The organism is Devosia sp. GW821-FHT12F11, from assembly GCF_058806655.1.
In genome coordinates this window covers 335,574-356,907 of record NZ_JBXAPX010000007.1, presented here as the reverse complement: position 1 = coordinate 356,907, position 21,334 = coordinate 335,574, and the positions used below count along the sequence as shown (strand labels likewise).

The window sequence follows — 21,334 nt, the reverse complement described above, 5'->3', positions numbered from 1 at the left end:
CGTTTGAGAAGGATGGCGGGGTTCACGCCCCGCGACGCTGGACATGACCCGACAAGAAAAGAACGAACAGTTCTTGCTCTCTTCTTTCCTCTACGGCGGCAACGCCGATTACATCGAAGGGCTGTATGCCCGCTACAAGGCCGATCCGGCCTCGATCGATCCGACCTGGGCGTCGTATTTCGATCGGCTCGAGGATGCTCCCGCCGACATCGACAAGAATGCCGAGGGGCCAAGCTGGCAGCGCCAGGATTGGCCGCAGTCGGCCAATGGCGAGCTGGTTTCGGCGCTCGACGGCAACTGGGGCGAGATCCAGGTCAAGGTGCAGAAGGCGGTGGTCGAGAAGGCCAAGGTTGCCGGCGCACCGGCGCCGACCGCCATCGATGTGCTGCAGGCGACGCGCGACTCGATCCACGCGATCATGATGATCCGCGCCTACCGCATGCGCGGGCACCTGCATGCCGACCTTGACCCCTTGAAGATGAAGGCCGATGAGCCGGCGCCCGAGCTGGAGCCGGCTGCCTATGGCTTCACCGAGGCCGATTACGGCCGCAAGATCTTCATCGACAACTATCTGGGCCTCGAATACGCGACGGTTCCCCAGATGCTGGAGATCCTGAAGCGGACCTATTGCTCGACCGTCGGCGTCGAGTTCATGCACATCTCCGATCCCGAAGCCAAGCAGTGGATCCAGGAGCGCATGGAGGGGCCGGACAAGGAGATCAAGTTCACGCCCGAGGGCAAGAAGGCGATCCTCAACAAGCTGGTCGAAGCCGAGGGCTTCGAGAAGTTCCTCGACGTCAAGTTCACCGGCACCAAGCGCTTCGGCCTCGATGGCTCGGAAGCGCTGATCCCGGCGCTCGAGCAGATCATCAAGCGCGGCGGCTCGCTCGGCGTGAAGGACATCGTGCTCGGCATGGCGCATCGCGGCCGGCTGAACGTCCTCACCCAGGTGCTGGCCAAGCCGCACCGGGCGCTGTTCCACGAGTTCAAGGGCGGGGCCTTCTATCCCGAGGAAGTCGAAGGCTCGGGCGACGTGAAGTACCACCTCGGTGCTTCGGCCGACCGTGAGTTCGACGGCAACAACGTGCATTTGAGCCTCACCGCCAACCCGTCGCATCTCGAGATCGTCGATCCGGTGGTGCTGGGCAAGGCGCGCGCCAAGCAGGACCAGCGTTCGGCGGTCGATGGGCGGTTCCTCGCCGATACGCGCCAGACCGATCGCTCGGTGGTGCTGCCGCTGCTGCTGCATGGCGATGCGGCGTTTGCCGGCCAGGGCGTGATTGCCGAGTGTCTCGGGCTTTCGGGCCTCAAGGGGCATCGCACCGGTGGCTCGATCCACGTGGTGATCAACAACCAGATCGGCTTTACCACGGCGCCGATGTATTCGCGCTCCTCGCCATACCCGACCGACGTCGCCAAGATGATCGAGGCGCCGGTATTCCACGTGAACGGCGACGATCCGGAAGCGGTGGTCTACGTGGCGAAGGTCGCGACCGAGTTCCGGCAGCGCTTCGGCCGCCCGGTGGTGATCGACATCTTCTGCTATCGCCGCTTCGGCCACAACGAAGGTGACGAGCCAAGCTTCACCCAGCCGCTGATGTATTCCAAGATCCGCAGCCACGAGACGACGCTCGATATCTATTCGAAGCGCCTCGCTGCCGAAGGTGTGCTGTCGATCGACGAGGTCGACAAGATGAAGGCCGACTGGCGGGCGCATCTCGAGCGTGAGTTCGAGGCCGGCCAGGATTTCCGCCCCAACAAGACCGACTGGCTCGATGGCGTGTGGAAGGACCTGAAGCGCGCCGATGTCGAGGGCCCGCGGCGCGGTGATACCGGCGTCGAGCTCGCCGACCTGGTCAAGCTGGGCGAGCGGCTGACGGCGGTTCCGGCCGGGTTCAACGCCCACAAGACGGTGAAGCGGTTCATGGACAACCGGCTCGCGGCGATCGAGTCGGGCGAAGGCATCGACTGGGCGACCGGCGAAGCGCTGGCCTTCGCGACGCTGCTCGAAGAGGGGCATCCGGTTCGCCTGTCGGGTCAGGACGTCGAGCGCGGCACCTTCAGCCAGCGCCATTCGGTGCTGAACGACCAGGAACGCGACGGCGAGACCTATACGCCGCTCAACAACATCGCCGACCAGCAGGCGCGCTACGAAGTCATCAACTCGATGCTCTCGGAAGAAGCGGTGCTCGGCTTCGAGTATGGCTACTCGCTGGCCGAGCCGAAGACGCTGACCTTGTGGGAAGCGCAGTTCGGCGATTTCGCCAACGGCGCGCAGGTGGTGGTCGACCAGTTCATCTCGTCGGGCGAGCGCAAGTGGTTCCGCATGAGCGGCCTCGTGATGCTGTTGCCGCATGGCTATGAGGGCCAGGGGCCGGAGCACTCGTCGGCCCGCCTCGAGCGCTACCTGCAGAGCTGCGCCGAAGACAATATGCAGGTCGCCAACTGCACGACGCCGGCCAACTACTTCCACATCCTGCGCCGGCAGATGAAGCGCGATTTCCGCAAGCCTTTGGTGCTGATGACGCCCAAGAGCCTGCTGCGCCACAAGAAGGCGGTGTCGGGGCTGGTCGAGTTCGGGCCGGAATCGACGTTCCATCGCCTGTTGTGGGACGATGCGGAAGCCCCGGGCGTGCCCAAGACGACGATCAAGCTGGCGCCGGACGAGGAGATCCGCAAGGTGATCCTGTGCACCGGCAAGGTCTATTACGACCTGCTCGAGGATCGCGAGAAGCGCGGCATCAACGACGTGTACCTGCTCCGTCTCGAGCAGCTCTACCCGTTCCCGGCCAAGGCACTGCTCGACGAACTCAACCGGTTCAAGAACGCCGAGATCGTCTGGTGCCAGGAAGAGCCCAAGAACATGGGCGCCTGGGCGTTCGTCCAGCCCTATATCGACTGGGTGATGGACCAGATGGGTCGCCCGGGCGACCGGCCGCACTATGTTGGCCGTGCTGCCTCGGCGGCGACGGCCACCGGCCTGATGCGCACGCACCTGCAGCAGCTGCAGGCCTTCCTCGAAGAAGCGTTCGCCAAGTAGAATCGCCCGCCTAGACGCGGCAAGAAACTGAAGGACCAAACTGATGGCGACTGACATCCGGGTGCCCACGCTGGGCGAGAGCGTCACCGAGGCGACGATCGGCCAGTGGTTCAAGAAGGTGGGCGACACCGTCGCCGCCGATGAACCGGTGGTGGAGCTCGAGACCGACAAGGTGACCATCGAGGTCCCGGCCCCGGCGGCCGGCGTGCTCGAGACGATCACCGCCAATCCGGGCGATACGGTCAATGTCGGGGCGCTGATCGGGGCGATCGCTGCAGCGGGGGCCGCCGTGGCAGCCGCAGCTCCGGCCGCCGCCGCCAAGCCCGCTGAAGTGCCGCAGCCGGCAGCAGTGGCCGCCGAGCCGGCGCCCAAGCCCGCCAGTGGCAACGGCTCCGCCGTGCCGCCGGCGCCGAGCGCCGCCAAACTCATGGCGGAAGCCGGGCTCACCGACGCCGATGTCAGCGGTTCGGGCCGTCGGGGCCAGATCCTCAAGGAAGACGTGCTGGCGGCGGCCGCCAAGCCGGTCGCTGCACCTGCCGCATCGGTGGCTGCGGCGCCCGTCGCCGCCGCGCCGAAGCCGGCTCCGGCGCCGGTTGCAGCGCCTGCACCCGCTCCGGCCCCCAAGGCGGCCGAGCCGGCGCCTGCTCCGGTTCCGGCGCAACCGCGCGGTCCGGTGAACGCCAATGACGACGTGCGCGAAGAGCGGGTGAAGATGACCCGGCTGCGCCAGACCATCGCGCGGCGTTTGAAAGAAGCGCAGAACACCGCCGCCATGCTCACCACCTTCAACGAGGTGGACATGAAGCCGGTGATGGACTTGCGCAATTCCTACAAGGAACTCTTCGAGAAGAAGCACGGCGTGAAGCTCGGCTTCATGGGCTTTTTCACCAAGGCGGTGACGCACGCGCTGAAGGAAATCCCGGCGGTCAATGCCGAGATCGATGGCGACGACCTGGTCTACAAGAACTACGCCCATATCGGCGTGGCGGTGGGGACCGAGAAGGGCCTCGTGGTGCCGGTGGTGCGCGACGCCGACCAAATGTCGATTGCCGAGATCGAGAAGGATATCGCCCGATTGGGCAAGCTGGCGCGCGACGGTCAGCTGTCGATGGCCGACATGCAGGGCGGCACCTTCACCATCTCGAATGGCGGCGTCTACGGCTCGCTGATGTCGACGCCGATCCTCAATGCGCCGCAGTCGGGCATCCTCGGCATGCACAAGATCCAGGAACGGCCGGTGGTGATCGGCGGCGAGATCGTCATCCGCCCGATGATGTACCTGGCGCTGAGCTACGATCACCGCATCGTCGACGGCAAGGAAGCGGTGACCTTCCTCGTCCGCGTCAAGGAAAGCCTCGAGGCGCCGGAGCGGCTGGTGCTGGATCTCTGATCCCCCCAGTCAGCACAAATGTTCAGGGGCTCGCTTCGGCGGGCCCCTTTGCTTTTGGAACGAAGCCGCGCAGGAGCGGGGTGCGGCGGAGGGCGAGAACGGCGACGATGTGCGCCGGGATCAGGCAGGTGACGACCAGTCCGCTGGTCAGCATGGCGTAGAACATCGGCATGCTGTCCGGATACGGTGATGGCCCCTTCCACAGGATCCAGACTAGCAGCGCGAGGGTGAAGCCGATCACGAGAACATTCAGTGACAACACCCCGTCCGACAGCGGTCGGTTCCGGCCGCGCCACGCCAGAACGACCAATACGATCGAGTTGGCCAAGGCGAATGCGGCAAACACGGCGATGATGGGGAGAAGCGAGTCGAGGTCATACGAGGAGGTTCCGTAGCCCACGGCGTAGCTGAAGCCGACAAGCATGCCGCAGCTGAAGGCGACGACCACGACAAACAGGGCAAGCCCCGAAAGAATGCGCACCATGACTGCCCCCAGCACTGGGCGGAGGCTGCACCGGTACGTGGCATGCCGCAAGTGGCGTTGTGCGGATGCGGGTGGAGAGTGGTGGCGAGCACGCCGCCCGCTTCTAGAAGCTGACGGCCAGGGTTGCCTTGGCGCCGTGGTTCTCGGTTTCGCTCGAGATTTGGCCGAGATAGGACACGGCTACGGTGGCCGTGTCGTTGAGGGCGAGATCGAGGCCGGCTTCGATCACGACGCTGTCGCTGGCGATCGGTGCGCCGGCGATGGTGAAGGCGTCACCCGCGGCGAAAGCCTGAGTTACAGTAGGGGTGAGATCGCCGAAGGCGTGGCGCCAGCCGAGCATGCCGAGCAGGGTTGCGTCGATGCTTCCCAGTTCGAATGCGAGTTCTGCCCGCGCCCCGAGGGTGGCGAAGGTGATGCCGGTGGAGCTGTCCGCAACCGTCAACGCGGCGGGGCCGCCCTCTTCGGTGTAGCCGTCGGTGGTGAGGTTCACATGCGCCAGGTTGACGAAGGGCTCGAGCCGAGCGCCGTCAGTCTCGATCGCGTAGGCGAGTTCGCCGAAGGCCTGGAGGGTCTGGGCGCCGTAGGCGGCGCTGAGGCTGTCATCGAGCCCGGGGATGGCGACAAGACGCTGGGTGGACAGGTCCTGCAGGGTATAGGCGAGCCCGGTGCGCAGCGCGAGAGCGCCCCACGCGGTGCCGCCGTAGAGGCCGAGATGATAGCTGTCGCTCGAGCCGGAGGACGAGCGGTCGCCCACCTCGAAGCCAGAGCGGGTGTAGCCGGCCAGAAGGCCGACGCGCCAGTCGCCGAGCAGGCCGTCGGTGCCGACCAGCACGCCGCCGATATCATGATCGAGTGCGGCGGCGTTGCCATCTCCGCCGGCCGTGCCGGAGGAGCCGAAGCCATAGGCCCAGACCGTCGAGCCGGCCGGCTCGGGAGAGGGCAGTATGGGCTCGGTGCTGGGCGCGTAGCCCATCAGCGGCACGTAGTCGTCAGATGGTCCAGCCGGGCTGGTGCGAAGGCGCTGGTCCATGGCGTCGCGGACAAAACGGCTGTCCTCGACAAGCGCTCCCTGCAGGGTCGCGCCGATCTCACCCGAAAGGGCGTCGAAGCTCGCCTGGATCAGGGCATCATCGGTGGGCAGCAGAGCGATGGCGTCATAGAGCGGGTTGGCGGCAAAGATGCCGATGCTGTCGATGGCCTGGGCGGTGGCGGTCTGGTTGCGCGTCGCTGCCGACGATACGAAGTCGATATCGTTGCGGCCCAGTTCGAGTGCGACCATGTCGGCGTCGTAGTCATAGATGAGGCGGGGCGTTAGGAAGGCATAGATCGACTCGACCTCGGCAAACGCTCCGGTGAGCTCGCCTCCAGTGGTCAGGATGATGCGGGTCGTGCGGAGGAAGTCGCCAGCCCCACCGATATGGGCGACGGTTCCGCCATTGATGGTGACGTTGCCGGTAACGGCGACAAGGTCGCTTGCGCTGCTCAGGGGATCGACCTCGACGTCAAAGGACGAGCCGGCCGCGAACTCCAGGTTTCCGTCGACATGGAGCGTACCGATGGAGTTGCCGGGCGCCAGGGTGCCGCCATTGGCGATCGTGGTGTTGCCGACCGTGCCGGTGCCCCCGAGCGATGCGCCATCGAGAATGTTCACGGCGCCATCGATCTGGCCATTCACGCTCAAGAGGCCAGTATTCATGGTGACCTGGTCGGCGGTGATCGAATGAGTGGAGCCCACGGTTACGCCGCTGGCGACGTGGAGCGACACATTGTCCGCGGTGAGCGAGTTGATGTTCAGGGCCAGGCTGTTGGCCAGGGTGAAGTCGCCGGTGATGGTCGCACTGCCCAGCAAGTCGATGCGGTTGGCGGTGTTACTCAGGGTGACGTCATCGCCGCCGTTGAGGTTGAGTGTCCCCGCCTCAACGAGGCCGATCTGGCTGATCATCCCGCTGGCGCTGAGCGATACGACGCCTGAGTCGGCGTTCAGCACGCCCACGAGCAGGGCGTTTGCGTCGGTGAGCGCGATACCCGAACCCGCGGCGACGACCTGGCCGCCGAAGTCGTTGCCGCTGTTGGTCAAGTTGATGGTGCCGGTGCCCGCGATGATACTCGTTTGTCCGATTACCGAGACTGCTCCGCTCTGCGTGACGGACTGATCGCCGCTGCTGACGGTCAGCGTCGGGTATGCGCCCGGCGCCACAACGTATTGCGCCTGCGCCGGCAGCGAGGAGCAGAGGCCAGCAATGGTGGCGAAAAGCCCAAGCCGCGCGACACGTGCTGCCGCGGCATTGTCGGTTGTCCTCGTCCACAAACCCACGTCCGCCCCCGGCAACCCTGGTCAAATCCAGCGCAATTTCTCGCAGGCGATTGTTGCGGGAATGTTTGAACCGGGGGCGGACGTGTCGAGAATCCTCGATGGAATCAAGCGGTGCTTTCCTCCAGCACCTTTACCCTCGGCTTCTCTTTCCTCGTGAACAGGAACACCCCGCCCAGCACCAGGGCGGTGCCGATCGCATGATAGGGCGTGAAGGCTTCTCCGAGGATGGAGATGGCGAGGCCGACGGTGACCACCGGCGAGACGTTGCCGATGATGGCGGTGCGTTCGGGGCCGATCAATGCGATGGCGCCCGAGATGCAGTAGGCCGGCAGCACGGTCGACACCGTGCCGATGGCGAGCATCAGCAGGAAGCCGTTGCCGGTGACCGCGAGGTCGTTGACCGGGTGGGTAAAGAGGAAATGCGCGATCACCGCCGGGCCGGCGCCGCTCATGGCGATAGAGGTGAAGAGCTGCGGGCCGAGCCTGTCGATCAAAGGCTTCGCCATGATCTGGTAGGCGGCATAGGCGATGGCCGAGCCGAACACCAGCGCGGCGCCGAGCAGCACGTTGTCGCCCTCGATGCGGAGGTCGTGCCAGAAGATGACGCCGATGCCGAGGTAGGAGACGAGCAGCGCCACGACCATCGGCAGGGTGATCCGGCGCTTGAAGAAGATGGCGCCGAACAAGACGACGAAGAACGGATAGGTGAGCAGGATCAGCCGGTCGAACTGCGCGGTGATGTATTCGAGCGCCGAGAAGTCGAGGTAGCTCGCCACGTAATAGCCGATGACGCCGACGCCGAGGGTCTGCGCCAGTACGGGCAGGGTGAGCACCGGGGGGGCGCCTGGGGGCTGCTGTGCCAGCTTCTTGCGGTAGCCGAGGATGCCGACAGTCAGGAAGATCGGCACGGCGACGATCATTCGCCAGGTGAGCGTCGTCACCGAGTCGATGCCCTCCAGCAAAGCCAGCTTGATGACGATGCCCTTGGTGGCGAAGAAGGCCGCGCCGGCAAGTGCCAGCACGATGCCGGCCCAGGCGAACTGCCGGAAGTCCGGGCGGGCGGTGGACGGGGAAGGCGCAGTCTCGGAAGACATTTGGCGGGTCCAGTTCTGGCCCCTGCCATCAGATCACCGGGTTACCGCGCCTGATGGCGGGGCCGGTGAGCAAAACGAGGGTCAAACGGCCGTCGCGTCCCGGTCCCCGGAGGGGATGAGGCAGATTTTGCCAATAATTAGGATGCAAACGGTCATGAGCGGATAGGTACGCTCGGGCAGGGCGGCTGTAAAGTGGGCGGTCGGGTGAACGGTGCGTTCGGTGGGGAGGAGCCGACCCAAACTGGGCGTCATTCCCGCGTAGGCGGGAACTTAGTGCGATGTCTCAGCCTCAGCGGGAGCTGAAGTATCCCACTGGGTCCCCGCCTGCGCGGGGATGACGCCGGTGGGCGGGAAGGATCATGCTCGTGCAAAAGGCGGCCCGCATCGGCCGCCCTTCCACTGTGCTCACATCCTGGCTCAGAACTTCAGGCCGAAGCCGAGTTTGACGCCGTGGTTCTGCGTGCCTTCGGCCAGTTGCCCGGAATAGCTGGCGGTGAGGCTGGCCGCGTCGTTCAGGACGAAGTCGAGGCCAGCCTCGAGGCTCAGCGCGTCCCTGGCGATCGGCACGCCGACACTGTCGAACGACGCGCCGGTGGGGATGGCCAGCTGCATCGCGGTCTCAGTGTCCCCAAGCGCATGCTGCCAGCCGATCTGGCCGTGCAACCTGCCGGTCGCCTCACCGAAGCCGAGCGGCGCGGTGACGCGCACGCCGATGGTGGTGAAGGCGTTCTGATCCGAGGTCTGCTCGGCCGACAGCGCCGCGGTGTCGCCGCCGGTTTCGGCGAACGCATCGGTTGTGCGGGAGACGACGGCAAGGCCGGCGAACGGTGACAGTGCCGCGGCGCCCATGTCGATCCGATAGTCGAGCTCGCCGTAGGCCTCGATCGTTCGGGCGCCGTACTGGGCCGAGAGCTGCTCGCTGAAGGCGGGGAACACGACGCTGCGCTCGGTCGAGATGTCGTGCGCTCCAAAGGCGGCGCCCAGATGCAGGCCGAGATCGCCGAACTGGGTGCCACCATAGACGCCAAGCCGGTAGCTGTCGGCTGAGCCGGTGGAGGCGCGATCGGCGACGCTGAAGTCCGAGCGAGCGTAGCTGGCCGTCAGGCCAACCAGCCAGTCGCCGACCGAGCCTTCGACGCCGCCGATGAAGCCGGCCGAATTGCGCTCGAAACCGGCGGCATCGCCGACAGCGTCGGTGCTGCTGGTCGCGGCCAGGGCCTCGCCCCAGAATGCGGCCCCGTCGGTCGGGGCGCCGGCGTCGTCGGCGTTGTGCATCCGGCGCAAGCTCGCTTCGCGCAGGAAGCGACCATCTGCCAGCAGGGCGCCGGCGACGTCGGCATGGATTTCGCCCGACAGTGCGTTGCCGGTGGGACGAAGGTATTTGTAGAAGCCGACGCCCTCCTCGCCGCTGCCCGGGGTGCTCTCTTCGCGGTTGAGGACGTTCATCGACCAGCCATCCTTGGTCCAGCGGATCGACAGGCCCTCGACCTCCTGCTCGCCGTCGATCTTCAGGTTGCCGATCGTCTCGACCTCGCCGGTTGCAAGGTTGGCGCGCATCAGCAGCTTTTCGTCATTGTCGGTGGCGAAGTACATGTAGCCGTTGAGCAGCTTGCCGCCCTGAGCCTGGTCGACGACCTGCGACAGCGGGATGTATTCCTTGAAGCTGAAATCGGCGAGGTTGTAGACCGTCAGTTCGGTGGCGTTGTCATACGCGATGCCATAGGCAAGGCCTGCCTTGGCATCGACGGCCACCCAGCTGGCGATGTCCTTGATGCCGTGTGGCGGGTTCAGCCGATAGGCCTGGCCGGTATAGGCCAGCGTCTTGGCGTCATAGATGGCGAAGACCGGATTGACGTATTTCTGGTTGCCGTTGCCCGGGTCGCGATTGGACGAGTCGAGCGAGATGTAGAGGTAGCCGTCGGCGTAGTCGATGTCGCCGATGTGGTTGAGCCCGATAGCGGAGAACTCCGAGGGGATCAGCAGTTGGTTGGCAATCGCATTGGGGTCGATCTTGATGGTGTTGAAGCCATCATCGGCGATTTCCAGCGAATGGGTGCCTGAGAAGTACCAGTTGGTCCCGTCCGTGGTGACACCCTGGCCGCGTGCCGGGTCGGCACCGAGGAAGAAATCCCGCTGCACCATGATCCACGGCTCTTCGGCCATGGCAGGAGCGCAGAAGCCGGTCAGCATGCTGGAGCCGAGCAAGGCTGCAGTCACGGCTTGCGAGACGAGATGGGTCGTGTGGCGGGCTGCGCCGGAAAATGGGGAATACATGGCTAGACTCATCGCTATCGGGTTGCGTGCTGGCGGAGGCGCACGAGCTACGGCAGCGCATCTAACGAGGCGGCGTGACAGTCAGGTGACGAATAATAATATTAATCGTATGATGGGCTGCGGCCGGGCCTGGCTCGCAGCCGAACACGCGATAACGCCCCGCCGTGTCAGTCCGGTGTCGCCAACGACAGTCGGGGGGAACCGCCGGTCGTCAGTCCGCCTGTGCGCCGAGGGCGCGGGCCACGTCGAGCTCGGCATCGTCGAGCAGCCTGAGCAGAGCCTCCCGGGCGCCATCGGCGTCGCCGGCTTTGATGCAGTCGATCACCCGGCGGTGCAGCGGCAGCGATGGGCGCTGCCCCAGCGGGTTGGCATCGGACAGGCGGAAGCTCATGGCCAGCGCCGCCGCCATCAGGGCGGCCAGCGAGCCGATCAGCTCGTTACCGGTCATGCGCAGGATGAGCTGGTGAAAGGCGAGGTCTGGTTCGGCGAAGCGCGGTCCGTCATCGGCGAACTGCTCCATCAAGGTGAAGTATCGCTCCAACTCGTCGATCTGCTCGGGGGTGGCGCGCCGCGCCGCCAGCGCACCGGCCGCCGGCTCGATGGCGCGCCTGAGCTCGAATAACGCCTGCGTATCGGTGCGGTCGCTGGTCGAACTGTAGCGCCAGGCCAGGATGTCGGGGTCGAGAAAGTTCCAGGCGGCGCGCGGGCGAACCCGGGTGCCGGTACGGGGCCGGGATTCGAGCATGCCTTTGTCGGTCAGCACGCGGATCACTTCGCGCATCACGGTCCGGCTGACTCCGTGGGCAGCGCTCAGGGCTTCGACATTGTCCAGTTGCGTGCCCGGCGGCAGATCCCCCCTGAGGATGCGGAGGCCAAGCTGCTGCAGGAGCGACGCATAGAGGCTCACGCCGGGCTGGTGAGTGAGTTTCGCTGGCATGGTCGGGCGATCCGATCTGAACCATATTATGATTGGTGCGGATAGCTAGTATTGCCTCAAGCACGAGGCGGGAAGCCCGAAGCTGCCAAAATCAGCGGGTTTGAGGGCGATGCGTCCGGTTCAGGCGCGTGGATGGGCCGCCCGATAGCTCTCGAGCAGGCGCTCGGTATCGACCGCGGTATAGATCTGGGTGGTCGAGAGGGAGGCGTGGCCCAGCAGTTCCTGGATGGCGCGCAGGTCGCCGCCCTTGCCGAGCAGGTGGGTGGCGAAGCTGTGGCGGAGGGCGTGCGGCGTTGCGGAGGGCGGCAGGCCGAGAGCGCCGCGCAGTTGCTGCATGCGCAGCTGGATGAGGCGCGGCGAGAGCGGGCCGCCCTTCTTGCCGCGGAAGATCGGCTCGTCCGGATCGGGGTGGAACGGAGTGAGCCCGAGATAGGTGTCGATGGCCTGGCGGACTGCTGTGATCAACGGGACAAGGCGCGTCTTGCCACCCTTGCCGGTGACGCGCAGGGCGCTCGCTTCAAGATCGGCGCGGCTGATGGCGAGGGCTTCCGAGATACGCAGGCCCGCGCCGTAGCAGAGCGAGATCACCGCCATGTCGCGGGCCGCGACCCAAGGGGTGTCCTCGAGCTCGTCGGTGGTGCGGATGGTGGCCTTGGCTTCGAGCACGGTCAGCGCCTTGGGCAGCGAGCGCGGCTGCTTCGGCGTGCGGATGGTGGTCAGCGCTTCGCTTGCGACAATGCCCTCGCGCTCTAGATAGCCGAAGAAGCTCTTGATGGCGCTCAGCGCCCGGGCCAGCGAGCGCGAGCCGAGGCTCTCGCTGCGGCGCGCCGCGAGAAAGGCGCGGATATCGGCGGCGCGAAGCTCGCGCAGCGTTGCAAGGCCGACCTCGCCGCCGGTATGGGCGGAAAGGAAGGTGACGAACTGGCCGAGGTCGCGCAGATAGGCCTCGAGCGTCAGCGGTGCGAGGCGCCTGACAGCGCCGAGATCGCGCTGCCAGTTGGCGATATGGGCGGCAAGGCTGGCGTCGGCGAACATGGCGTGGGACATGCCGGAAGGATACGCGCTGGCGGTTAGGATTCGGCAAACGGCGCGGATGTTGCAGATCTGCATCACCAACCTGGCGAACCCCCGGGTACCCAACACGCGGGCGTGAGGTGCCCTTTGCCTGCCTTATTTCGCGGGCTATGCGGGCGACATGCATCGGTTGGTTGCCATTTTGACGCTGTGCGTCGCGCTGCTCGCGCTGTTGAGCCCCAGCTTCGCGGCTGGGGTCTGCATCGCCAATAGCGGGTTGCCGACGATCAGCGCCAGCCATGACGGCGGGCCGGCGCATCTGCCGAACCCTTGCGAGATGCAGGGCGGCAAGCGCGTGATGCCGCCGCAGCCGGAACTGAGCCGACGGGTTGTCGAAGTGCCGCGGGCCACCGTGGCGCAATGGGCCCTCGGCCTCGCCGACCAGCCGATGCGGCAAGGTCGGTCGCCGCTCGCGGAACTGCCCCCGCCCCGGCTGGGCTGACCCCCAACCACATCGCTATCAATGACCCCCAACGCGGCCCCCTCCCGGCCGCCAATAGAGACATTTAAAATGACTGACCTGATCATCGGCCGCCGGGCGCTGCTCGCCGGGGCGGCGAGCTTTGCGGCCCTCGCCCTCGCCGGCTGCGCCACCTCCGGCGCCCCCCGGCTCGCAACCGAAACCGTTCGCATTCCGGACGACGTGCTCGCCATGTACGCGGCGCGGCCCGAGGAGCGCTTCCCGATTCCGGCGGCGCGCATGGACCTGATCGAACCGCAGTTCTGGCGGCAGATCGTGGACGACCCGACGGGCGAACGCCCGGGCACCGTGGTGGTCGATACGGCGCACCGCTTCCTTTACCTGGTACAGGAGAACGGCAAGGCGATGCGCTATGGCGTCGGCATCGGCCGCGACGGCTTCACCTGGTCGGGGCGCGGCGTGATCCAGTACAAGCGTGAATGGCCGACCTGGACGCCGCCGAGCGAGATGATCGACCGGCAGCCCGAGCTCGAGCCCTATCGCCGTGGCATGGCGCCGAGCCTCGAGAACCCGCTGGGGGCGCGGGCGCTCTATATCTTCAAGGATGGACGCGACACGATCTACCGCCTGCACGGGGCGACCGACGAGCGGACCATCGGCAAGGCGATCTCGTCGGGCTGCGTGCGGCTGCTCAACCAGGACGTGATCGATCTCTATCAGCGGGTGCCGAGTGGGTCGCCGATTCTGGTGATGTGACCTCGACGCTCGATAACGCTGAGAGTCCGCACTGGGTCCCCGCCTTCGCGGGGATGACGGCAGTGCGTGGGGTGAGCAGGTGCCGGCTCGGAAGCCGGCGCCCCCTAGTGCTTCAGCGCTTCGGCCAGTGAGTTCTGTACATAGGCCATGGGCTCGGACCATCTCGGGTCGCCCCAGCGTTGCTGCATCTCCGATTCGGAGACCTCTTCGACGCGCTGCTGCAGCCACCAGATGTTGCCGAGCGGGTCGCGGACGCGGGCGACACGGTCGCCGAAGGCGAGCAGGGTCGGCTTGGTGACTTCGGTGGCGCCGGCTTCGAGCGCCCTGGCGAAGCCCTTGCGCGCATCCTGCACGTAGAGCCGGATGAAGGCGGGCATCGGGGCGATGCCCGGGGGCGCGTCGAAAGCCATCACCACGGCATCGCCGATACGGATTTCGGCGTGACCGATGCTGCCATCGGGGTTAGGCGTGCGGCCCAGTTCGACCCCGTCGAAGGCGGCGACGACGAAATCGATCAGCTGCGGGGTATCGGCGGAAATGATCCACGGCGTGACGGTGGTGTAGCCTTCGGGAATCGTGCTGGGCATGGGACGCTCCTCATGGGTTGGGCACGGGTCAGTTGAACCGAGACTGCTGACAGAACGCGGCAGCAGCCTAAGAGTTTGGCGAAGGCCCTTGCAATTCCCATCTCAGCCGTGAACAAAGCGGGCACAGATGGAAAAGTCCCCCGACATCGTGGCGGTGATGGTGAGCGTGTCGGTCGACGGGCCGTACAGCTATCGCGTGCCCTATGGCATGGAGGTGCAGCGCGGCTCGATCGTCGCGGTGCCGCTGGTCGGGCGGCTGACGCTGGGCGTCGTCTGGGGGCTGCCCAAGGACAATTACGCGCATAACCGGCTGAAGGATATCGCGCAGGTCTACGACACGCCGCCGCTCAGCGAAGAGCTGCTGAAGACGGTCGACTGGGTGTCGAAATACACGCTGGCGGCGCCGGGGCTGGTGCTGCGCAGCGTGTTGCGCTCGACCGAGGCGCTGGAGCCGGAGCGGCCGATCACCGCCTTCCGATCGACCGGGGTGGAGCCGGACAAGCGCACCAAATCGCGCGACAAGGTGCTCGACCTGCTGATTGACGGGCAGGCCTGGGCCAAGTCGGCGATCATCGGCGAAGCCGGGGTCTCGGCCTCGGTGGTCGAGGGCCTGGAGAGGGCCGGGGCGCTCGAGCGGGTCGAGATGGCGCCGCCACCGATCGCGCTGCCGCCCGATCCGGACGCCGCGCCGCCGACACTGAGCGAGGAGCAGGCCGCGGCAATTGCGCAGATCCGCGAGATCGATGTCGGCGGCTTCGGGGTGGCGCTGCTCGACGGCGTGACCGGCGGCGGCAAGACCGAAGTGTTCTTCGAGGCGGTGGCCGATACGCTGAGGGCCGGGCGGCAGGCGCTGGTGCTGCTGCCGGAGATTGCGCTGACCTCGACCTTTGTCGAGCGTTTCACCAAGCGCTTCGGCACGCGGCCGGCCGAGTGGCATTCGGATATGACGCCGGCACAGCGGGCGCGCACCTGGCGCTCGGTGCTGAACGGCGACGTCAGGGTGGTGCTGGGGGCACGCTCGGCGCTGTTCCTGCCGTTCCGCGAGCTCGGCCTGGTGGTGCTCGACGAGGAGCATGACGGGGCGTTCAAGCAGTATGACGGAGTGAACTACCACGCCCGCGACATGGCCGTGGTGCGGGCAAGGTTTGCCGAGGCGCGGGTGATCCTGAGCTCAGCGACGCCGTCGGTCGAAAGCCGGAACAACGCCAACCAGGGGCGCTACAAGCATGTGCTGCTGACCTCGCGCTTTGCCGAGGCGGGTATGCCCGACATCGCGCCGATCGACATGCGCGAGGAGCCGCCGGAAAAGGGGCAGTGGATCGCGCCCAAACTGGCGCGCGAGGTGTTCGCGACGCTCGACCGGGGCGAACAGGCGCTGTTGTTCCTCAACCGGCGCGGCTATGCGCCGCTGACGCTGTGCAAGGCCTGCGGGCACCAGTACCAGTGCCCGGACTGCTCGGCCTGGCTGGTCGAGCACCGCTTCCGCGGCGTCTTGATGTGCCACCATTGCGGGCACGAGCAGCGGGTGCCCAAGGCCTGCACCGAATGTGGTGCAGTCGACTCGCTGACGCCGATCGGGCCGGGGATCGAGCGGGTGGCGGAAGAGGCGGCCGAGCGTTTCCCGGGCACGCGCATGGTGATCCTTTCGTCCGACATGGGCTCGAACCAGCAGCTCAGGGAGCGGTTTGCCGAGATCGAGCGCGGCGAATACGACCTGGTGGTGGGCACGCAGCTCGTCGCCAAGGGACACCATTTCGAGAAACTGACTTTGGTCGGGGTGCTCGACGCCGATCTCGGCCTCGATCGCGGCGACCCGCGGGCGGCTGAGCGGACCTTCCAGATCCTGACGCAGGTGACCGGGCGCGCCGGCCGCGCCAACCGCGCCGGCAAGGCGTTCCTCCAGACCTATCATCCGGATCATCCGGTGATGAAGGCGATGGTCAAGGGCGACCGCGAGGCGTTTTACCGGCACGAGCTGCTGGCGCGCGAGGCGGGCGGGCTGCCGCCGTTCGGACGGCTGGCGGCGCTGGTCGTTTCGGCCAACGAGCACGATCCGGCTTTCGCCTACGCCAAACAGCTGTTGAGCGCCGCGCCGCTGGCGGAAGGGTTGAAGCTGTTCGGGCCGGCGGATGCGCCGATCTCGATGATCAGGGGCAGGCACCGGGTGCGGCTGCTGGCACAGTCCGGCAAGGATTTCGATCTCAGCGGCTATGTGCGGTTCTGGCTGGAGCAGGCGCCCAAGACCACTGGAAACCTCAGGGTGCAGGTGGATATCGACCCGCAGAGTTTTCTGTAGCGCGACAGAAAAGGCCCCCTCACCCGCCGCTTCGCGGCGACCTCTCCCCCGAGGGAGAGGTGGAGCTGTGGCGCGATCTCGCCTCCTCGTCACCTCTCCCTAGGGGGGAGAGGTCGGTCCGAAGGCCGGGTGAGGGGGCCTTCAGTAGCTCACGGTGCGCCCTGAGATATTGGCGCTCCGCCTCGCTCGTCGAGAGTTCGATGGCTTGGTCATAGTGCGCTCTCGCCTCGTCCGCCTGGCCGAGCCGCGCGTGCAGGTCGGCGCGGACAGCGTGGTAGGGTTGATAGCGCCGAAGCTCCGCGGCCAGTGGTTGCAACTGGGCAAGGGCATCGGCGGGGCCGCAAGTGTAAGACAGGGCGACGAGACGGTTGAGGGCGAAGACCGGGTTGGGCCGGCGGCGGAGCAGCTCGTCGTAGAGCAGCACGATCTGCGGCCAGTCGGTGGCGGCAAAACTGTCGGCTTCGGCGTGCAGCGCGGCGATGGCGGCCTGCAACTGGTACGGGCCGGCACGACGGCGGCCGAGTGCGGTGGTAACGAGCGCGGCACCCTCGTCGATGAGGATGCGGTTCCAGCCGGCGCGGTCCTGGCGCTCGAGCGCGATCAAGGCGCCGTCCGGGGTGAGCCGGGTCCGGCTGCGGGAGTGATGGAGCAGCACCAGGGCAAGCAGGCCCTCAACCTCCGGTTCGGCGGGTATCAACTGGTCGAGCAGGCGGGCGAGGCGGATGGCTTCCTCGCACAGGTCGGTGCGCAGATACTGGCCGGATGAGGCGGCGTAGCCTTCGTTGAAGATCAGGTAGATCACCGTGAGGACGGCATCGAGGCGAGCGGCAAAACCCTCGGGACCGGGGATTTCGTAGCCGATACCGGCCTTGGCGATCTTGTGGCGGGCGCGGACCAACCGCTGCGCCATGGCGTCAGGCGTCACCAGGTGGGCGCGCGCGATTTCCTCGGTGGTCAGACCGCAGATCGAGCGCAGGGTCAGCGCGACACTGACGCTCCGCTCGAGCGCCGGATGGCAGCAGGTGAAAATCAGCTTCAGCCGCTCATCGGGGATGGCGTCGGCGGTTTCGGGGTCGTCGGCCGCGTCGAGTGCGATCAGTGCTTCGAGCTCTTTCGCTTTGTGGCGGAAATTGATGGCACGGCGGATGCGGTCGATGGCCTTGCGGCGGGCAGTGCGCATCAGCCAGGCGGAGGGTGAACTGGGGACGCCGGAGCGCCCCCAGTGGACGATGGCCGACTCGAGCGCGTCCTGCAGGCTGTCTTCGGCAAGCTGGAAATCGCGCAGGATGACCACCAGGCACGACAGCAGCCGGCCGCCATCGGCGCGGATGATCCGATCGATCTCCGTGGCGACGGCGTCGGAGACTGTCATGTCCGTCCGCATCAGCGCGGAAGGTTCTGGATCGGCCGGATTTCCACCGAACCGGTCGCGGCAGTGGGAATCATTGCCGCATAGCGCAGCGCATCGTCGAGGCTCTGGCACTCGAAGATGTAGAAGCCGCCCAGTTGCTCCTTCGATTCGGCGAACGGACCATCGAGGGTTTCGGTCTGGCCGTTGCGGATCCGGAGCGTCGTGGCCGTGGACGTGTCCTCAAGTGCCTCTCCGGCGATCAGCACGCCGTCTTTGGCGAAGCGCTCGTTGGCGGCCTGGTAAGCGGCCATGAAGGGGCCGAATTCCGGCGTGCCGTAGGCGGGGGCAGAGCCGGGGACGGAGTAGATCAATGCCATGTACTTCATCTCGAAATCTCCATAGTGGCCCCGCGTCGGGTGAGCGAGGCGAGCAATGACGAACGGGCCGAGGCACGATCGACAGCTTAGCGACGAAAAGTCAGAACTGCGACCAGACCAGCCAGCCGGCGGCAGCGATGAGGACCAGTTGCGTGCCGGCACCGCCGATGATGCGGAGCGGGGCAGCAGGCTTGTCGACGCTGAGGCCGATGAGATGCGACAGCCGGGCGATGATCAGCACGATGCCCATGACGTTGAGCCAGAGCGACGGCAGGCCGGAGGCTTCGCATAGGCCCATCAGGATCAGGGCGAGCGGCAGGTTCTCAACCAGGTTGCCATGGCGACGTATCCACAGCGCCAGGGTCATGTCGTCGCCGTGCAGGATCGAGATACCAGCCTTGCCGCGGCGGGCGCTGATGATGTTGGCGAGCACGATGACGAGCAAAGTGAAGACGGCGGCATAGAGGGAAGTGACGGGAAAGCTCATCTGAGGCGTCCTTGTCCGAGTGGTGCGAAATTGCGGGCAATGACGAATGGGCGAGAGGGTGATCGACAGGTGCGGCGGAGATTCTTTGATCGCGGGTTCGCCGCCTTGCCCACAGCTCCCGGCAGGGGCAGGACGAGGACCGTCCGCCACACTCGGTCCCCTGCGACAAAACTCCCCGAAAGACTCGTGTTCCGGTGCCTTGCGGGTGCCGATCTTGCATGTTAGAGGGGGCGCGAAATCCGGGGGGCTATCCGCTTTCCCCCGGCGAACAATCATAAGCGAAAGCAGCCTCCGGCGCCTCCATCGGCCGGATTCGGGTTGCGCAGCACGAGGGTGACGGGGCATTGGCAGCGCAGAATTCAGTGCTTACCCAGATCGCGCGGCCATATGCGTCGGCGCTCTACGATCTCGCCGCAGCCGACGGTTCCGTCGCAGCGGTCGAGCAGGGGTTGGTGAACCTCCTCGCCCTTTCTGAACAAAGCCCGGATTTTGCCCGGTTCCTTCGCTCCCCGGTGATCAACACCGAAGAGAAGGCGCAGGCCATCCACGCCGTGCTGGAGCGCGCCAAGGCGCACACCACGGTCGGCAATTTCGTGAAGGTCGTGGCCCGCAACGGCCGGCTGTTCGCGCTGCCGGCGATCATCCAGGCGTTCCGCGAACGCGCCGCCGGCGCCCGTGGCGAAGTCAATGCCGACGTGACCTCGGCGACGCCGCTCACCGCGGCCCAGGTCAAGACGCTGGCCGATACGCTCAAGGCGAAGATCGGCAAGTCCGTCACGCTCAACCAACATGTCGATCCCAGCCTGATCGGTGGCCTTGTGGTCAAGGTCGGTAGCCAGATGATCGACAGCTCACTCAAAACCAAGCTCACGGCGATGAAGATCGCGATGAAAGAGGTCGGATAATGGATATCAAAGCCGCGGAAATCTCTGCGATCCTCAAGGAGCAGATTCAGAACTTCGGCCAGGAAGCGGAAGTTTCCGAAGTCGGTCAGGTTCTGTCGGTTGGCGACGGTATCGCCCGCGTCTACGGCCTCGACAACGTGCAGGCCGGTGAGCTCGTCGAGTTCCCGGGCGGCATCAAGGGCATGGCGCTGAACCTCGAAACCGACAATGTCGGCGTGGTGCTGTTCGGCGCCGACCGCGAGATCAAGGAAGGCGACGTCGCCAAGCGTACCGGCTCGATCGTGGATACCCCGGTCGGCAAGGAACTGCTGGGCCGCGTGGTCGACGCGCTCGGCAACCCGATCGACGGCAAGGGCCCGCTCAAGGCCAAGGAACGCCGCCGCGTCGACGTGAAGGCCCCGGGCATCCTGCCGCGCAAGTCGGTGCACGAGCCGATGTCGACCGGCCTCAAGGCCATCGACGCGCTGATCCCGATCGGTCGCGGCCAGCGCGAACTGATCATTGGCGATCGCCAGACCGGCAAGACCGCCGTCATTCTCGACACCTTCCTCAACCAGAAGCCGGCGCATGCGGCCAACGCTCCCGAGAGCGAGAAGCTGTACTGCATCTACGTCGCCGTCGGGCAGAAGCGCTCGACCGTGGCGCAGTTCGTCAAGGTGCTGGAAGATGCCGGCGCGCTGGAATACTCGATCGTCATCGCGGCGACCGCGTCCGACCCGGCCCCGATGCAGTTCCTCGCGCCGATGACCGGCGCCGCCATCGGCGAGTACTTCCGCGACAACGGCATGCACGCCGTGATTGCCTATGACGATCTGACCAAGCAGGCCGTCGCCTACCGCCAGATGTCGCTGCTGCTGCGCCGTCCGCCGGGCCGTGAGGCTTACCCGGGCGACGTGTTCTACCTGCACTCGCGTCTGCTGGAGCGCGCCGCCAAGCTGAACGAAGATCACGGTCTTGGTTCGCTGACTGCGCTGCCGGTGATCGAGACCCAGGCGAACGACGTGTCCGCCTACATTCCGACCAACGTGATTTCGATCACCGACGGCCAGATCTTCCTCGAGACCAACCTGTTCTTCCAGGGCATCCGCCCGGCGGTGAACGTCGGTATCTCGGTGTCGCGCGTGGGTGGTAACGCCCAGATCAAGGCGATGAAGCAGGTTGCCGGCTCGCTGAAGGGCGAACTCTCGCAGTATCGCGAGATGGCTGCGTTCGCGCAGTTCGGTTCCGACCTCGACGCCGCCACGCAGCGCCTGCTCAACCGCGGCGCCCGCCTGACGGAGCTCTTGAAGCAGCCGCAGTTTGCGCCGCTGAAGCCGGAAGAAGAAGTCGCGGTGATCTTTGCCGGCGGCCAGGGCTACCTGGACGACCTGCCGGTGTCGAAGGTCGGCGAGTTCGAGGCTGGCCTGCTCGGCTATCTCCGCTCCAAGGCTTCCGACGTGCTGTCGGCGATCGCCAAGGAGAAGGCGCTGTCGGATGACCTGCGCGCCAAGCTCAAGGCCGCCATCGACGCGTTCAAGAAGACGTTCTCGTAAGACCATTCCGATAGG

17 protein-coding genes are annotated in these 21,334 nt (G+C 66.1%); 7 read left to right on the top strand and 10 right to left on the bottom strand.

Translation table 11 applies throughout. The features are described from left to right. Window positions 1-43: 43 nt before the first annotated feature. Together AC1ROK_RS21385 and odhB are read left to right on the top strand one after the other, a co-directional pair. Entirely contained in the window at window positions 44-3,040 is a 2,997-nt protein-coding gene (locus tag AC1ROK_RS21385) for a 2-oxoglutarate dehydrogenase E1 component (RefSeq protein WP_492850661.1), read from the top strand. Between the two features lie 43 nt (window positions 3,041-3,083). After that, a complete protein-coding gene (gene odhB, locus AC1ROK_RS21380) occupies window positions 3,084-4,430 on the top strand; it encodes a 2-oxoglutarate dehydrogenase complex dihydrolipoyllysine-residue succinyltransferase (RefSeq protein WP_492850659.1) in 1,347 nt (448 codons plus the stop codon). A 22-nt stretch (window positions 4,431-4,452) separates the two neighbouring features. On the opposite strand, the gene AC1ROK_RS21375 is transcribed toward odhB, so the two are convergent. The 6 genes from AC1ROK_RS21375 to AC1ROK_RS21350 all read right to left on the bottom strand — a co-directional run bounded on the left by AC1ROK_RS21375 (window position 4,453) and on the right by AC1ROK_RS21350 (window position 12,580). Then, window positions 4,453-4,914, bottom strand: a complete 462-nt coding sequence (locus AC1ROK_RS21375; RefSeq protein WP_492850657.1) for a hypothetical protein — start codon at window positions 4,912-4,914, stop codon at window positions 4,453-4,455. A 103-nt stretch (window positions 4,915-5,017) separates the two neighbouring features. Continuing rightward, complete coding sequence (locus AC1ROK_RS21370; protein ID WP_492850655.1) at window positions 5,018-7,222, bottom strand: autotransporter family protein; 2,205 nt, start codon at window positions 7,220-7,222, stop codon at window positions 5,018-5,020. 110 nt (window positions 7,223-7,332) lie between these two features. Further along, window positions 7,333-8,322: a DMT family transporter gene (locus AC1ROK_RS21365; protein WP_492850653.1), complete on the bottom strand. Its 990-nt coding sequence runs from the start codon at window positions 8,320-8,322 to the stop codon at window positions 7,333-7,335. A 417-nt stretch (window positions 8,323-8,739) separates the two neighbouring features. Continuing rightward, on the bottom strand, window positions 8,740-10,596 hold the full coding sequence (locus tag AC1ROK_RS21360) for an autotransporter outer membrane beta-barrel domain-containing protein (protein WP_492850651.1): 1,857 nt from the start codon (window positions 10,594-10,596) through the stop codon (window positions 8,740-8,742). A gap of 211 nt (window positions 10,597-10,807) precedes the next feature. Continuing rightward, a complete protein-coding gene (locus AC1ROK_RS21355) occupies window positions 10,808-11,533 on the bottom strand; it encodes a FadR/GntR family transcriptional regulator (protein ID WP_492850649.1) in 726 nt (241 codons plus the stop codon). A 120-nt stretch (window positions 11,534-11,653) separates the two neighbouring features. After that, complete coding sequence (locus AC1ROK_RS21350; protein ID WP_492850647.1) at window positions 11,654-12,580, bottom strand: tyrosine recombinase XerC; 927 nt, start codon at window positions 12,578-12,580, stop codon at window positions 11,654-11,656. Window positions 12,581-12,728: 148 nt separating this feature from the next. Between AC1ROK_RS21350 and AC1ROK_RS21345 the strand changes: the two genes are divergently transcribed. Then, window positions 12,729-13,049, top strand: coding sequence for a hypothetical protein (locus AC1ROK_RS21345; protein WP_492850645.1), 321 nt, complete (start codon window positions 12,729-12,731; stop codon window positions 13,047-13,049). Between the two features lie 69 nt (window positions 13,050-13,118). Next, complete coding sequence (locus AC1ROK_RS21340; protein WP_492850643.1) at window positions 13,119-13,784, top strand: L,D-transpeptidase; 666 nt, start codon at window positions 13,119-13,121, stop codon at window positions 13,782-13,784. Between the two features lie 104 nt (window positions 13,785-13,888). Here AC1ROK_RS21340 and AC1ROK_RS21335 read toward each other — a convergent pair whose 3' ends face one another. Beyond that, window positions 13,889-14,371, bottom strand: a complete 483-nt coding sequence (locus AC1ROK_RS21335; RefSeq protein ID WP_492850641.1) for a VOC family protein — start codon at window positions 14,369-14,371, stop codon at window positions 13,889-13,891. Between the two features lie 127 nt (window positions 14,372-14,498). On the opposite strand from AC1ROK_RS21335, the gene AC1ROK_RS21330 reads away from it, so the two are divergent. Continuing rightward, window positions 14,499-16,667, top strand: coding sequence for a primosomal protein N' (locus AC1ROK_RS21330; protein ID WP_492850639.1), 2,169 nt, complete (start codon window positions 14,499-14,501; stop codon window positions 16,665-16,667). A 19-nt stretch (window positions 16,668-16,686) separates the two neighbouring features. Here the strand turns inward: AC1ROK_RS21330 and AC1ROK_RS21325 are convergent, their stop codons facing one another. From AC1ROK_RS21325 to AC1ROK_RS21315, 3 genes are all read right to left on the bottom strand, one after another. Continuing rightward, window positions 16,687-18,039, bottom strand: a complete 1,353-nt coding sequence (locus AC1ROK_RS21325; RefSeq protein WP_492850637.1) for an RNA polymerase sigma factor — start codon at window positions 18,037-18,039, stop codon at window positions 16,687-16,689. A gap of 11 nt (window positions 18,040-18,050) precedes the next feature. Beyond that, complete coding sequence (locus AC1ROK_RS21320) at window positions 18,051-18,404, bottom strand: YciI family protein (RefSeq protein WP_492850635.1); 354 nt, start codon at window positions 18,402-18,404, stop codon at window positions 18,051-18,053. A gap of 91 nt (window positions 18,405-18,495) precedes the next feature. Continuing rightward, entirely contained in the window at window positions 18,496-18,882 is a 387-nt protein-coding gene (locus AC1ROK_RS21315) for an MAPEG family protein (protein ID WP_492850633.1), read from the bottom strand. 344 nt (window positions 18,883-19,226) lie between these two features. Here AC1ROK_RS21315 and AC1ROK_RS21310 point away from each other — a divergent pair, with 344 nt between their 5' ends. Both AC1ROK_RS21310 and atpA read left to right on the top strand, forming a co-directional pair. Next, complete coding sequence (locus tag AC1ROK_RS21310; RefSeq protein WP_492850632.1) at window positions 19,227-19,787, top strand: F0F1 ATP synthase subunit delta; 561 nt, start codon at window positions 19,227-19,229, stop codon at window positions 19,785-19,787. After that, window positions 19,787-21,319 carry a F0F1 ATP synthase subunit alpha gene (atpA, locus tag AC1ROK_RS21305; protein WP_492850630.1) on the top strand — a complete coding sequence of 511 codons (1,533 nt, stop codon included), beginning with the start codon at window positions 19,787-19,789 and terminating at the stop codon, window positions 21,317-21,319. The genes AC1ROK_RS21310 and atpA overlap by 1 nt, the downstream gene beginning before the upstream one ends. Window positions 21,320-21,334 lie beyond the last annotated feature (15 nt).